This window comes from Streptomyces sp. NPDC051320, assembly GCF_040682175.1.
GTDB lineage: Bacteria > Actinomycetota > Actinomycetes > Streptomycetales > Streptomycetaceae > Streptomyces.
On the sequence record NZ_JBFBAL010000012.1, the window covers coordinates 148,404 to 163,134 of the forward strand.

Consider the following 14,731-nt stretch of genomic DNA (forward strand, 5'->3'; position numbering starts at 1 on the left):
GGTGGCGGTCGTGTGTGCGGTGCTGGGTCTTTGGTCGCCGGCCCGGCGCGAGCGGGGGCTGCGCAGGGCGCGGCTGTTGTTCGCCGATGGCGTGCGATCGGCACCGTCGGTCGCTCCGGGCTGGGACCGGGTGCGCGGAAGGCTGCGGCGCGAGTGGTTGTGCCTGCCCGTGGCGGCGGTGATTGCCCTGCTGGGTGGTTCGACGCTGCCGCTGTTGGCGGGGGCGCTGGCGGTGCCGCTGCTGGGACGGCGGCTTCGGGCGGCCGACGCGGCGCGGAAACAACGGCAGCGGACGGACGCCGTGATCGCCCTTTGCGGTGCGGTCGCGGGTGAGTTGAGGGCAGGAAAGCAGCCGGGAGAGGCGCTGCTCGCGGCCGGGCGGGATTCGGGGGCGCTGGGTGCGGCAGAGGCCGCCGTGCTGGCTGCGGCGCGGTTCGGCGGTGACGTGCCCGATGCGTTGCGGCGGGCGGCGCGAGAGCCGGGAGCGGGCGGTTTGGTCGGTGTGGCCGCGTGCTGGCGCGTGTCGGTGTGCCCGATCGACCGTGTTGGTTCTCGCGTTGTTGCCGGTGGGCGGGTTGCTGCTCGGTACCGCGCTGGGCGCCGACCCGTTGTGGACGCTGCTGCACACCCCTGCCGGGCTCTGCTGCCTACTGGCAGGCGGGATGTTGGAGACAGCGGGGCTGTTCTGGGCGGGGCGGATCGTCCGAGCAGGGGAGGACGCATGAGCGGGAGCTTCATGACCGCCGATGTTGTCCACAGGCTGGGGGCAGCGCTGTGCGTGGTCACTGCGGTGTCCCGGCTGGGAATCGCCTGGGCTGGACGAAGACGCCGGACGACGCTGCGCAGACGGGTCACCGCGCTGCTGCCGGTGGAGGCGGCCCAGGCCGGCTGGAGGCCGGACCTCGGGGGCTGGGCGAGGCGCTGGGGCGCGCCGTTGGGGGCGGTTGCCGTCGGATACGTGCTGGTCGGCGGAGCGGTCGGCCTCGGCGTCGGTCTTGCCGCCGGGTATGGAGTGCGGCGCTGGCAGCTTCGGCGTACTCCGTCCGGTGCTGATGACGCGCAAGCGAAGGCCGCAGCCCGCGAACTGCCGCTCGCTGCTGAGCTGCTGGCGGCTTGTGTGGCCTCGGGAGCCGGGCCCCGGGAGGCGGCTGAAGCAGTTGGTGAATCCCTGGGCGGCCCGGTCGGCGATGCGTTGGCCCGGGCTGCGGCAGAGCTCCGGCTCGGTGGCGACCCGGCGACCGCCTGGGGGCGGTTCGGCTCGGTGCCGGGCGCTGCCCGTCTGGCCCGTTGCCTGGAGCGGTCGGCGTCGACGGGAGCGCCTGCGGCCGAGGCGGTGGCTCGGATGGCCGAGGGGTTCAGGGCAGACCGCACCAGGGCGGCCAAGGGCCGTGCCGGCAGGGCGAGCGTGCTGATCACCGGGCCGGTGGGCCTCTGCTTCCTGCCCGCCTTCCTGGCGGTCGGAGTGGTGCCGGTGGTGATCGGACTGGCGAGCCACCTGCTGAAGGCGAATTGACTGACCGGCTCCATCAATCACATGAACCACGCCACAGAGAGATCACAGGGAGATCGAGATGCAGAACACGCACCACGTATCGAAGGCACTCGACGTACGGGGCAGTCGACGCCCACGGACCGCCTGGACCACCTGGAACACACGGCGCTGGCTCCGTCACCGCATGGATGTGCTCAGGCATGGCTCCGGAGCCGGTGGGGACGCGGGTATGTCCACCTCCGAGTACGCGGTGGGCACGATCGCAGCCTGCGCTTTTGCCGCGGTCCTCTACAAAGTCGTCACCAGTGGGCCGGTCGCCGCAGCGTTGCAGGCTGTCGTCGAGAAGGCGCTCAATGCGAAGTTCTGAACCAGTGCGAGGAGCAGCGGGAGGGACAGCGGGAGGAGCCACGGGACGAGACCTGGCACACCGGACGCGACCCGCATCGCGACTCGCCCTGACGGGAGGAACGGGAGCAGCGGAGAGGGGATCGGTATCGGCTGAGGCGGCGATGGTGATCCCTGCCCTGGTGCTGTTCACGATGGCGCTGGTCTGGGCCCTGACCGCGGCCTCCGCACAGATCCAGTGCGTGGACGCGGCACGGGCCGGTGCGCGGGCGGCCGCCAGATCGGAGCCACGGGCGGCCACGATTGCCGCCGCCCGCTCGGCCGCTCCACGAGGTGCACGGATCACGCTGGGCCGGGTCGGTGACATCTGGCGGGTCCGGGTCGAGGCCCCGATGCCGGGGCCGGGCCCGCTCGCCCTGACGGTCGGCGCGGCGGCCGCGGCTTTTGCCGAGGACGAGGTGGGGGTAGCGGATCGCCCCGCGGCAGGGAGGTGGCCCGCAGCAGAGGTGCGGTCGGGCATGAGTGCAGCGGGTGCAGGCGACCGGACCCGTTCGGGGATGAGGTCGTGAGGAGCCCGTGGGAGGGCGCCGGCGACCGGGGATTCGCGACCGTGTGGGCAGTCATGGCTACCGCTTCGCTCTGTGTGGTCTTCGCAGCTCTGCTCGCGATGGGCCAGGCTGTGGCAGCACGTCACCAAGCGGGCTCCGCTGCCGACCTGGCGGCGCTCGCTGCGGCTGATCGGGCCCTGCTCGGCCGGGAAGCCGCCTGCGGGGCCGCAGCGAAGGTGGCGGGGGCACAGGGCGCCAGGGTGGTGCGCTGCGCGCTGAGCGGCGAGATTGCCGATGTCACCGCGCAGGCGGGCTTCGGCCCGTACAGGCCGGAGGTCAGGGCGCGGGCCGGTCCACCGGACTCGGTGGCTTCAGCGGGCTCGGAGGATCCGACGGCTCCACCAGGTTCACCCGTTCGGCCGCCTCGTCCCGTTCAGTCTCTTCGGCCGTTGAACCCGCAGGTACGTGCGGAAGGTCCTCGGGCGCACCCCGGAGCAGTTCGGTGAGCAGGCGCACTGCGCCTCGTTTGTGCAGTGGGTCGTTGCCGTTGCCGCATTTCGGGGACTGGATGCACGAGGGACAGCCTGCCTCGCACTCGCAGGAGGCGATGGCCGCTCGGGTCGCGGTGAGCCATGCACGGGCCGTACGGAAGGCCCGCTCGGCGAAGCCTGCACCGCCGGGATGGCCGTCGTACACGAAGACCGTGGGCAGCAGGGTGTCCGGGTGCAGCGGGATGGAGACGCCGCCGATGTCCCAGCGGTCACAGGTGGCGAAGAGCGGCAGCATCCCGATGGAGGCGTGCTCGGCGGCGTGCAGGGCGCCGGCCAATTGCTCGGGGTTGACGCGGGCGGCGTCCAGTTGGTCTTCCGTGACCGTCCACCAGACCGCTCGGGTGCGCAGCGTCCTGGGCGGCAGATCGAGCTTGGACTCGCCGAGCACCTCGCCGGTGATGAGCCTGCGGCGCAGGAAGGAGACGACTTGATTGGTGACTTCGACGGAGCCGTAGCAGAGCCGTCCGGACCCCCAGGGGATCTCGGTGTCGGTCTGCAGCACCGCGATGGCGGTGGTGTCGCGTGCGGTGGTCGAGTAGGGAGGGCTCGCTTCCTCCACGAGGGCGGCCGAGTCCTCCAGGTCCAGGTGTTTCACGACATAGGTGCGGCCCTGATGGAGGTGGACCGCCCCCTCGTGGACGGCGGTGTGGGCGGACGCCTCGTCGACCGTGCCGAGCAACCGCCCGGTCCCTGCTTCGACGATCTGGACGGGGCTGCCGCCCCCGCCCCGGATGTCGGCGAGGTCGGCGGCGCGTTCCCGCCGGGTCCAGTACCAGGACTGCCCACGGCGGCGCAGCAGCTTCGCGGATTCCAGCTGTGGCATGAGGCCTGCGGCGGCTGGGCCGAACAGGTTCATGTCCGCTTCGGTGAGCGGAAGTTCCGCGGCCGCCGCGCAGAGATGAGGGGCGAGCACGTAGGGGTTGTCGGGATCGAGCACGGTGGACTCCACCGGCTGCTGGAACAACGCCTCAGGATGGTGGACGAGATAGGTGTCCAGGGGGTCGTCACGGGCCACCAGGACGGCGAGGGCGCCCCCGCCGCTCCGGCCGGCCCGGCCCGCCTGTTGCCACAAGGACGCACGGGTACCCGGATAGCCGGCGATGACCACGGCATCGAGGCCGGACACGTCGATGCCGAGTTCCAGGGCGGTGGTGGCGGCCAGACCGAGCAGTTCACCCGAGTGGAGGGCCGCCTCGAGGGCCCGCCGTTCCTCGGGAAGGTAGCCACCCCGGTAGGCCGCGACGCGGCGGGCCAGCGAACGGTCGACCTCGGCGAGACGTTCCTGGGCGATGACGGCGATGAGTTCGGCGCCGCGCCGGGACCGCACGAAGGCGACCGAGCGGACCCCCTGCACGGCCAGATCGGTGAGGAGATCGGCGGTTTCGGCAGTGGCGGTGCGGCGAACGGGTGCGCCCTGCTCGCCGTGGAGTTCGGTGAGCGGTGGCTCCCACAGAGCGAAGACCAGCTCACCGCGCGGGGAGGCGTCGTCGGCGACCTCGTGGACCGGGAGACCGATGAGGCGCCCCGCTGCCACGGCGGGGTCGGCAGCGGTGGCAGAGGCCAGCAGAAAGACCGGGTCGGCGCCGTATCGGGCACACAGGCGGCGCAGTCTGCGCAGCACCTGGGCCACGTGCGAGCCGAAGACGCCGCGGTACGTGTGGCACTCGTCGATGACCACGAAGCGCAGCGCGCGCAGGAAGGAGGCCCAGCGTGGATGGGAGGGGAGTATCCCGCGGTGCAGCATGTCGGGGTTGGTGAGGACGTAGTTGGCGTACTGGCGCACCCATTCGCGTTCCTCGACCGGCGTGTCCCCGTCGTACACCGCGGGCCTGATGCCCTGACCGAGAGGCGCGGCGAGCTCTCCGAAGGTGCGCCGCTGGTCGGCGGCGAGGGCCTTGGTCGGGGCGAGATAGAGGGCGGTCGCCCCCCGGCCGTTGGGGGCCTCCGACCCGTCGAGGAGGGTGGAGAGCACCGGGGCCAGATAGGCGAGCGACTTACCCGAAGCGGTTCCGGTGGCGATGATCACGGACTCGCCGTCGAGCGCGTGTTCGGCAGCTGTGGCTTGATGGACCCATGGGTGTTCGATGCCGCGTGTCCGAATGGCAGCGAGCACTTCTGGCCGGATGCGGTCCGGCCAGATGGCATGACGTCCCTCACGCGGGGGCAGGTGCTCCGTATGAGTGATGCGCGAAGCCCGGCTCTGCCCTGCGCAGAGACGGTCGAGGACGTCCTGGGGACCGGGTCGCAGACCCGTGTCCTCGGTGGGTCGCCGGTAGCGGTGATTCTTGGCCATCGGCACCGAGTGTGTCACTGGCATGACGGACAATGGACCGAAGGCGTCGTGCATGGCTGCTGGTAAGTGATTGAATGCCATCGCGGCTGGCGATCCGTTCTCTGGCTCCGCCGGGGAGACCCCAGGGGGCGGCCGCTCGATAGCAAGGTGCTGGAGGATCCGTGGACCTGTCCCTGTCGACTCGCAATGTGTCCGGACCTGGTGGCGACCGTACGGTCGTCGAGGTCGGTGGCGAGATTGATGTATATACCGCGCCCAAGCTGCGCGAGCAGTTGGTCGAGTTGGTGAACGACGGCAGTTACCACCTGGTCGTCGACATGGAGGGCGTGGATTTCCTCGACTCCACCGGACTCGGCGTGCTCGTAGGCGGCCTGAAGCGCGTGCGTGCCCATGAGGGCTCGCTGCGCCTGGTCTGCAACCAGGAGCGCATTCTCAAGATCTTCCGTATCACCGGTCTGACCAAGGTGTTTCCGATCCACACCACGGTCGACGAAGCCGTCGCCGCAACGGACTGACGGCTCCGGCGGAAGAACGAAGAGGGGTACCGGGCTCCCAGCCCGGTCCCCCCGAGAAGCACGCCCGAACGTCTGAGGGGATCGCATGGCCACCGTTGAACTCCGTTTCAGCGCCCAGCCAGAACATGTCAGAACGGCCCGTCTGGTGGCAGCCGCAGTGGCCCGCAGGTCCGGGGTCGACGAGGCTGTGCTGGACGAAGTGAGACTCGCGGTCGGCGAGGCATGCTCCCGCGCGGTGGGTCTGCACCGCAGCCATGGCATCGTGGCTCCGGTCCGGGTCGTACTGACCGAGGAGGAGAAGGCCTTCTCCATTGAGGTCGGGGACGAGATGCCGAGCACGGGCGAGGCAGCTTCCGCCGTTCCCGGGGTGCGCAGCACCTCGACCGGGGAAGACGTCGAGCCGTCCGGCGACGGCGAGGACGAGATGGGTCTCGCGGTCATCAGCGGCCTCGTCGACGACGTGGAAGTCACGTCGAGCGGGGCCGGCGGAGTCATCCGGATGACCTGGCCGACGACACCGGCGACGACACCGGCGACAGTTCTGCCGTAACCGCTGATCTTTGCAGTCCGTTCTTGATCCCTCTGTCTTGATCCTCCTCCAGGCCCTGCTGAGCAGGGCCTTTTTATTTGCCCTAGATCTTTATCGCCATTCAATGCCTCTGCCCCATTACTGGCGCCGAACGGGTTTATTCGAGCGACGGTCGATTTCGTTTACCGCGCTCTTTTTTGATCAGGATCCGATCCCTACAATCCGTCCACATCTTGTGCTCTGAGCATCAAGGAGGACGAATGGCGGGGCTCTTCGACCCACAGCAGTCCGAACCCATCACTTCACTGGCCGCGGTGACACTCACCGACGGCAACCGGATCATCGTGATCGTCATCGCCGTGGTGGCGCTGGCGGCCCTGCTCGTCGCCCAGCTGCTGGTACGCCAGGTGCTGGCGGCCGGTGAGGGTACCGATTCCATGAAACAGATAGCCGCGGCCGTGCAGGAAGGCGCTAATGCCTATCTGGGAAGGCAGCTGCGCACCCTCGGCATCTTTGCCGTCGTCGTGTTCTTTCTGCTCTTCCTGCTCCCTGCCGACAACTGGTCGCAGCGAGCCGGCCGTTCTGCGTTCTTCCTGGTCGGTGCGCTTTTCTCGGCGGCCACTGGGTATATCGGCATGCGTCTCGCGGTGCGGGCGAATGTGCGCGTCGCGGCCGCCGCGCGGGAGGCGACTCCGGCAGTGGGCGAACCGGAAAAGGATCTCACGGCTGTCTCACACCGAGCCATGAAGATCGCTTTCCGTACCGGTGGCGTGGTCGGCATGTTCACGGTGGGTCTCGGCCTGCTGGGTGCCTCCTGCGTCGTACTCGTCTACGCCGCGAACGCGCCCAAGGTGCTGGAAGGCTTCGGCCTGGGCGCCGCGCTGATCGCCATGTTCATGCGGGTCGGCGGGGGCATCTTCACCAAGGCCGCCGACGTCGGCGCGGACCTGGTCGGAAAGGTCGAGCAGGGCATCCCGGAGGACGACCCGCGCAATGCGGCGACCATCGCGGACAACGTGGGCGACAACGTGGGCGACTGTGCCGGGATGGCGGCCGATCTCTTCGAGTCGTACGCCGTCACCCTCGTCGCCGCGCTGATCCTGGGCAAGGCCGCCTTCGGGGACTTCGGGCTCGCTTTCCCGCTGATCGTCCCGGCGATCGGCGTCATCACGGCGATGGTCGGGATCTTCGCTGTCGCACCGCGGCGCGCCGACCGCAGCGGCATGTCGGCCATCAACCGAGGTTTCTTCATCTCGGCGGTGATCTCACTGGTCCTGGTGGCCGTGGCGGTCTACGCGTATCTGCCATCGACGTACCCCGGGCTGGACGGCGTCACCGACACCGCGATCACCGGACGCGGCGGCGATCCGCGGGTGCTGGCGCTGGTCGCTGTGGCCATCGGCATCGTGCTCGCGGCGCTCATCCAGCAGCTGACCGGGTACTTCACCGAGACCAGCCGCCGACCGGTCAGAGACATCGGAAAGTCCTCACTGACCGGGGCCGCGACCGTGGTACTCGCCGGGGTGTCCATCGGGCTGGAATCCGCCGTCTACACCGCGTTGCTGATCGGACTCGGTGTGTACGGGGCGTTCCTGCTCGGCGGCACGTCAGTGATGCTCGCCCTGTTCGCGGTGGCGCTGGCCGGCACCGGACTGCTCACCACCGTCGGTGTCATCGTCGCGATGGACACCTTCGGCCCGGTCTCCGACAACGCTCAGGGCATCGCCGAGATGTCCGGTGACGTCGAAGGAGCGGGCGCCCAGGTCCTCACCGACCTGGACGCCGTCGGCAACACCACCAAGGCCATCACCAAGGGCATCGCCATCGCCACGGCGGTCCTCGCGGCGTCGGCGCTCTTCGGCTCGTACCGGGACGCGATCGCCACCGCCGTCGACGAGGTCCATGCCAGGGCGGGCGAACTGGGACTCAGCATGGACATATCCCAGCCCAACAATCTGGTGGGTCTGGTGTTCGGCGCCGCGGTCGTCTTCCTCTTCTCCGGGCTGGCGATCAATGCGGTGTCCCGTTCGGCGGGCGCCGTGGTCTACGAGGTGCGCAGGCAGTTCCGCGAGCATCCCGGGATCATGGGCCGCACCGAAAAACCGGAATACGGCCGGGTGGTCGACATCTGTACGAAAGATGCGCTGCGCGAACTGACCACGCCTGGCCTGCTCGCCGTCATGGCGCCGATCGCGGTCGGCTTCACCCTCGGCGTGGGCGCCCTCGGCTCATTCCTCGCGGGGGCGATCGGGACAGGCACCCTGATGGCCGTCTTCCTGGCCAACTCCGGGGGCGCGTGGGACAACGCCAAGAAGCTCGTCGAGGACGGCCGTCACGGCGGCAAGGGCAGCGACGCCCACGCCGCCACGGTCATCGGCGACACCGTGGGCGATCCGTTCAAGGACACCGCAGGACCGGCGATCAACCCGCTGCTCAAGGTGATGAACCTGGTGGCGCTGCTGATCGCACCGGCGGTGGTGAAGTTCAGCTACGGAGACGACGCAAGTGCCGGGATACGCGCGGTGGTGGCCGCCGTCGCCGTCGTGGTGATCGTTGCTGCGGTGTACGTGTCCAAACGGCGCGGCATCGCCGTCGGGGAGGACGGCGAGGACAGCGACGGCGGCGCGGGGGACCGGGTCCCGGAACAGGCCGATCCCGCGGTGGCATCGTGAGTCGGTCCCCGTAACGCCCCCTCAGTGCGGGGGCGGGCGACGTCGCCTGACGCCTCGTCCGCCCCCACTCGCGCGCCTGTGCGCCTCCCCCGTGCGCTGGTGAGCCTTGTCTCGCCGGCAGCTCCTTGGTTCAAATGGCTGCAATACGGAGTAAGCCGGACGCATGACGTGCGAGCGTCGCCCGGTTGGCGTGTATGTTCCGGGGCCGAGAGCCTTGGAAGGGACCAATCCGGTGAACAAGAAGCTTGCAGCCGCACTGTCCGGCGGCGCGGTACTGGTACTGGCGTTGTCGGGCTGCAGTGACGACAGCAGCGACAAGATGAACGACTGGGCCAAGTCGCTCTGCGGTGACATCGGGCCCCAGCTGAAAAAGATCAACAAGGCCAACCAGCAGATCACCGCCGTGGCGGCGGACGGCAAACCGGCGGACATCCAGAAGGCCGACTCGGCCGCGTTCCAGGATCTGTCCGAGGCCGACGCCGCCATCGCCGCCGATCTCAAGAAGGCGGGACCACCGCCGGGTGACGACGGCAAGAAGATTCAGCAGGACGCCATCACCGAACTGACCGCCAACTCGAAGGCGTACGCGGACCTGAAGAAGCAGGTCGACGCTCTGAACGTCAAGGATCAGCAGAAGTTCTCCGAGGGCCTCAAGAGCGTCGGCGACAATATGAAGAAGATCAACGAAACCGCCTACAAGCGGCTCTTCTCGGGTGACACCGGCAAGGCGCTGCTCAGCCAGGACGCCTGCAAGGTCGCCACTGTGAGCCCCTCGCCCACGGTCACCCCCAGCAAGACCTGACACAACGCACGCGGCCGGTGCGCGCCCACGGCTGCCCGTCCTGGGCGGCCGGCCCGGGGGCGTGCGCCCGGTCGGCGCCCCACGGATACCGGGCCGCGTTGATGCCGTTGTCAGTGCGAGCAGCCACAATGGGCGGGTGAGTACGACCAGTCTTCCCGCGCCCGATCGTTCGCCCCTGCTCCGCGACGCTCTGCTCGCCGCGGACTTCACCGTGGACGGCCTGCTCGATCTGCTCGGCGCGCCCGCCTACGCCGCGCTGGCACGCAGCGAAACCGTGCCCGCGTTGCGTGCCACTCGTGGTGGGACGCCGCTGGAGACGTTGGTGCGGCTGTTCCTGCTGCAGCGGCCGGTGCCATCGGAGCGCGCCGGCGCCGTGCTGCCGCTGGCGGACTGCCTCGCGGACGGCTGGCTGGCGTCGGACGGCGATGACGTACGGGCGACGGTGGACGTCCGGCCGTACGGCGGCCCGGAGGGTCAGGACTGGTTCATCGTCTCGGACCTGGGGTGCGCGGTCGGTGGGGCCGGCGGCATCGGCAGCCATGACGAAGGGGTGGTGCTGGGGGTCGGCGGAGCGTCCACCACGCTCGCCGGAATCACCGTTCGCACACCTGTCGCAAGGGCGCTCGACGTCGGCGCCGGGTCGGGTATCCAGGCGTTGCACGCCGCTCAGTACGCCACGGCGGTGACCGCCACTGATCTCAACCCACGGGCGCTCGCCTTCACCCGGCTCACCCTTGCGCTTTCCGGCGCCCCGGCGGCCGATCTGCGGGAGGGCTCGCTCTTCGGGCCGGTCGAGGGGGAGCGCTACGACCTGATCGTCTCGAACCCGCCGTTCGTCATCTCGCCCGGAGCGCGGCTGACCTACCGGGACGGCGGCATGGGCGGCGACGACCTCTGCCGTGCACTGGTGCAGCGGGCGGGTGAGCATCTGAATCCGGGGGGTTACGCCCAGTTCCTCGCCAACTGGCAGCAGGTGGAGGGCGAGGAGTGGCAGGACCGTCTGCGGTCCTGGGTGCCGCGTGGCTGCGATGCCTGGATCATCCAGCGCGAGGTGCAGGACGTCACGCAGTATGCCGAGTTGTGGCTCCGTGACAGCGGCGACCACCGCGCGGATCCGGACGCCTACGCCGCGCGGTACGAGGCGTGGCTGGACGAGTTCGAGTCCCGTAAGACGAAGGCCGTCGGCTTCGGCTGGATCACGCTGTACAAATCCGGCTCGGACCGTCCGTCGATCGTGGCGGAGGAGTGGCCGCACCCCGTCGAGCAGCCGCTCGGCGAGACCGTACGTGCGCATTTCGAGCGGCAGGACCATCTGCGGAGCCATGACGACGCCGCACTGCTGGCCGGCCGCTTCAAGCTTGCCGACGAAGTGGTGCAGGAGCAGGTGGGGATGCCCGGCGCCGAGGACCCCGAACATGTGATCCTCCGGCAGAACCGCGGCATGCGGCGCGCCACCAAGGTCGACACCGTGGGCGCGGGCTTCGCCGGAGCCTGCAACGGCACACTCACCGCCGGGCAGATCCTGGACGCCATCGCCCAGCTGCTCGGCGAGGATCCGGTGGTGCTCAGGGATCGCACCCCTCAGTCCATTCGCCTGCTGGTGGAGGAAGGCTTCCTGGAGCCGGTGGAACCGATCGAACCGGTGTAGCCGGTGAGCCGGTGGACGACCCGGCCACCTGACCGCTGCCCCCCGTAGCGTGATTTCGGCCGCGGTTTCCGGGAGGGCTGTGCGGGACGCCGGCCGACTCGGCGGGTGGTGTTCGTCCGGGTTTGAGGTGCGGAGTTCTTCGCAGCGGTAGATCCGGTGACCCGCGGTGCCGCAAGGGTGGGAGGGCCGGAGAAGGGGGCGGCAGGAGGGCAGTGAACCGATCCGGGCGGCAGGAATGGCGGTAGTCGGGTTACCGTTCCAGTGGCCGTTGCGGGCTTTCGTCGTTTGACACGGGGGCGGGATGTACCGTCACACTCCGCAGCGAGCATGACCACGAGTGCCGACCGGAGAGAAGAGCAACGTTGTCCCCGACCAGCGAGACCGCACACGGCGGCCGCCGACTCGTCATTGTCGAGTCGCCCGCCAAGGCGAAGACGATCAAGGGCTACCTCGGCCCGGGTTACATCGTCGAGGCGAGCGTCGGGCACATCCGCGACCTCCCGAACGGCGCCGCCGAGGTGCCGGACAAGTACACGGGCGAGGTGCGCCGTCTCGGGGTGGACGTCGAGAACGACTTCCAGCCCGTCTACGTCGTCAACTCGGACAAGAAGTCCCAGGTCAAGAAGTTGAAGGAACTCCTCGCGGAGTCCGACGAACTCTTCCTCGCCACCGATGAGGACCGCGAGGGCGAAGCCATCGCGTGGCACCTTCAGGAAGTTCTGAAGCCCAAGGTCCCGGTGCACCGGATGGTGTTCCACGAGATCACCAAGGAAGCCATCCGGGCTGCCGTCGCCAGCCCGCGCGAGCTCAACAAGCGCATGGTCGACGCCCAGGAAACCCGCCGCATCCTCGACCGTCTCTACGGCTATGAGGTATCGCCGGTCCTGTGGAAGAAGGTCATGCCGCGCCTGTCGGCAGGCCGCGTGCAGTCAGTCGCCACTCGCTTGGTCGTCGAGCGTGAGCGCGAGCGCATCGCCTTCCGCTCCGCCGAGTACTGGGACCTGACCGGCACCTTCTCCACCGGCCGCCAGGGCGACAGCTCCGACCCCTCGACCCTGCTCGCCCGGCTGAATTCGGTGGACGGACGCCGGATCGCCCAGGGCCGCGACTTCAACTCGACGGGACAGCTCAAGAGCGACGTACTGCATCTCGACGAGACGAATGCCCGGGCGCTCGCCGCCGCTCTCGCCGACACGGTCTTCGCCGTTCGTTCGGTCGAGTCGAAGCCGTACCGCCGCTCGCCGTATGCCCCGTTCCGTACGACGACGCTCCAGCAGGAGGCCAGCCGCAAGCTGGGATTCGGCGCGAAGTCGACCATGCAGGTGGCTCAGAAGCTGTACGAGAACGGCTTCATCACCTATATGCGTACGGACTCCACGACCCTCTCGGACACCGCGATCTCCGCGGCCCGCGCCCAGGTCACGCAGTTGTACGGCAGCGACTACCTGCCGGAGAAGCCCCGCACGTACGCGGCGAAGGTCAAGAACGCGCAGGAGGCGCACGAGGCGATCCGTCCCTCGGGCGACCGATTCCGCACCCCCGCGGAGACCGGGCTGTCCGGCGATCAGTTCCGGCTCTACGAGCTGATCTGGAAGCGGACCGTCGCCTCCCAGATGAAGGACGCCGTCGGCAACTCGGTCACCGTCAAGATCGCAGGCACCGCGTCGGACGGCCGGGTCGCCGAATTCTCCGCGTCCGGCAAGACCATCACCTTCCACGGCTTCATGAAGGCGTACGTCGAAGGCGCCGACGACCCGAACGCCGAGCTCGACGACCGCGAGCGCAGGCTCCCGCAGGTCACCGAGGGGGACGCGCTCTCCGCCCAGGAGATCTCCGTCGACGGTCACGCCACCAAGCCGCCGGCCCGCTACACCGAGGCTTCGCTGGTCAAGGAACTGGAGGAGCGGGAGATCGGCCGCCCTTCGACCTACGCCTCGATCATCGGCACGATCCTCGACCGCGGCTACGTCTTCAAGAAGGGCACCGCGCTGGTTCCCTCCTTCCTGTCCTTCGCCGTGGTCAATCTGCTCGAGACGCACTTCGGGCACCTCGTCGACTACGACTTCACCGCGCGGATGGAGGACGACCTCGACCGCATCGCGCGGGGCGAGGCACAGTCCGTGCCGTGGCTGAAGAGCTTCTACTTCGGTGAGGGCAACGCCGTGGGCGCGGCCGCGGAGGGCGGCGGCGACGACCACCTGGGCGGGCTCAAGGAGCTCGTCACCGACCTGGGCGCCATTGACGCCCGGGAGATCTCGTCCTTCCCGGTCGGCGAGGGCATCGTGCTGCGTGTCGGTCGCTACGGGCCGTACATCGAGCGCGGCGAGAAGGATTCCGAGAACCACCAGCGCGCCGACGTCCCCGACGACATGGCGCCCGACGAGCTGACCGTGGAGTACGCGGAAGAGCTGCTCGCCAAGCCGAGCGGCGACTTCGAGCTGGGCACCGACCCCGAGTCCGGCCACCAGATCGTGGCGAAGGACGGCAGGTACGGTCCGTACGTCACGGAGATCCTTCCGGAGGGCACCCCCAAGACCGGCAAGAACGCCGTCAAGCCGCGGACCGCCTCGCTCTTCAAGTCGATGTCCCTGGACACCGTCACGCTGGCCGACGCACTCAAGCTGATGTCGCTGCCCCGGGTGGTCGGCACGGACGCCGAGGGCGTGGAGATCACCGCGCAGAACGGCCGGTACGGCCCGTATCTGAAGAAGGGCACCGACTCGCGCTCCCTGGAGACCGAGGACCAGCTCTTCGGCATCACCCTCGACGAGGCGCTGGCGATCTACGCGCAGCCCAAGCAGCGCGGGCGAGCCGCGGCCAAGCCACCGCTCAAGGAACTGGGCACCGACCCGGTCAGTGAGCGTCCGGTGGTCGTCAAGGACGGCCGTTTCGGCGCATACGTCACCGACGGCGAGACCAACGCAACGCTGCGGACCGGCGACAGCGTCGAGGACATCACCCCCGAGCGCGGCTACGAACTGCTGGCCGAGAAGCGCGCCAAGGGCCCGGCGAAGAAGACGGCCAAGAAGGCGGCGAAGAAGGCTCCGGCCAAGAAGGCCACCACCGCGAAGAAGACCGCGGCGAAGAAGACCACCACGGCCAAGAAGGCGACCGCGGCGAAGAAGACCACCACGGCCGCGAAGAGCACAGCCGCGAAGAAGACCACGCCGACGAAGACGGCCGCCACGGCGGCCTCCGACGAGTAGTTCGGACCCGACGCCGCGCCGGGCGGCGGCGAACGGCCGGCAGAGCAGGCTCCGAGGGCCGGTGCCCAGCGCGGGAAGCGGGCGCTGCCGCACCGGCCTCTTCGCATGCTGCGGGCGCTCGACGGCCTGC

10 protein-coding genes and 2 pseudogenes are annotated in these 14,731 nt (G+C 69.3%); 11 read left to right on the plus strand and 1 reads right to left on the minus strand.

Annotated features, from left to right (window positions below; genetic code table 11):
* The first annotated feature begins 1 nt into the window (after position 1).
* The 5 genes and pseudogenes from AB0M87_RS25400 to AB0M87_RS25420 all read left to right on the plus strand — a co-directional run.
* Positions 2 to 725: pseudogene (locus AB0M87_RS25400) on the plus strand (hypothetical protein).
* Positions 722 to 1,513 (plus strand): type II secretion system F family protein, encoded by a 792-nt coding sequence (locus AB0M87_RS25405; RefSeq protein ID WP_365856733.1) that lies wholly within the window; start codon positions 722 to 724, stop codon positions 1,511 to 1,513. The pseudogene AB0M87_RS25400 and the gene AB0M87_RS25405 overlap by 4 nt, the downstream one beginning before the upstream one ends.
* A gap of 163 nt (positions 1,514 to 1,676) precedes the next feature.
* A complete protein-coding gene (locus tag AB0M87_RS25410; RefSeq protein WP_365856855.1) occupies positions 1,677 to 1,859 on the plus strand; it encodes a DUF4244 domain-containing protein in 183 nt (60 codons plus the stop codon).
* Positions 1,846 to 2,406, plus strand: a complete 561-nt coding sequence (locus AB0M87_RS25415; protein WP_365856735.1) for a TadE family type IV pilus minor pilin — start codon at positions 1,846 to 1,848, stop codon at positions 2,404 to 2,406. Before AB0M87_RS25410 ends, AB0M87_RS25415 begins: the two co-directional genes overlap by 14 nt.
* Positions 2,407 to 2,447: 41 nt before the next feature.
* Positions 2,448 to 2,681 (plus strand): annotated as a pseudogene (locus AB0M87_RS25420) (Rv3654c family TadE-like protein); the annotation flags it as partial.
* 40 nt (positions 2,682 to 2,721) lie between these two features.
* On the opposite strand, the gene AB0M87_RS25425 reads toward AB0M87_RS25420, so the two are convergent.
* Complete coding sequence (locus AB0M87_RS25425; RefSeq protein ID WP_365856737.1) at positions 2,722 to 5,310, minus strand: DEAD/DEAH box helicase; 2,589 nt, start codon at positions 5,308 to 5,310, stop codon at positions 2,722 to 2,724.
* An 80-nt stretch (positions 5,311 to 5,390) separates the two neighbouring features.
* On the opposite strand from AB0M87_RS25425, the gene AB0M87_RS25430 reads away from it, so the two are divergent.
* The 6 genes from AB0M87_RS25430 (at position 5,391) to topA (ending at position 14,601) form a co-directional block, all read left to right on the plus strand.
* A complete protein-coding gene (locus AB0M87_RS25430) occupies positions 5,391 to 5,744 on the plus strand; it encodes an STAS domain-containing protein (RefSeq protein ID WP_003967428.1) in 354 nt (117 codons plus the stop codon).
* 85 nt (positions 5,745 to 5,829) lie between these two features.
* Positions 5,830 to 6,294 carry an ATP-binding protein gene (locus tag AB0M87_RS25435; protein WP_365856739.1) on the plus strand — a complete coding sequence of 155 codons (465 nt, stop codon included), beginning with the start codon at positions 5,830 to 5,832 and terminating at the stop codon, positions 6,292 to 6,294.
* Positions 6,295 to 6,533: 239 nt separating this feature from the next.
* Positions 6,534 to 8,945 (plus strand): sodium-translocating pyrophosphatase, encoded by a 2,412-nt coding sequence (locus tag AB0M87_RS25440; protein ID WP_365856741.1) that lies wholly within the window; start codon positions 6,534 to 6,536, stop codon positions 8,943 to 8,945.
* Between the two features lie 232 nt (positions 8,946 to 9,177).
* Positions 9,178 to 9,747, plus strand: a complete 570-nt coding sequence (locus AB0M87_RS25445; protein ID WP_365856743.1) for a small secreted protein — start codon at positions 9,178 to 9,180, stop codon at positions 9,745 to 9,747.
* A gap of 136 nt (positions 9,748 to 9,883) precedes the next feature.
* The gene (locus AB0M87_RS25450) at positions 9,884 to 11,395 is read left to right on the plus strand and encodes a methyltransferase (RefSeq protein ID WP_365856745.1); all 1,512 of its coding nucleotides are present in this window, start codon (positions 9,884 to 9,886) and stop codon (positions 11,393 to 11,395) included.
* Positions 11,396 to 11,757: 362 nt separating this feature from the next.
* Entirely contained in the window at positions 11,758 to 14,601 is a 2,844-nt protein-coding gene (topA, locus tag AB0M87_RS25455) for a type I DNA topoisomerase (protein ID WP_365856747.1), read from the plus strand.
* Positions 14,602 to 14,731: the final 130 nt, after the last annotated feature.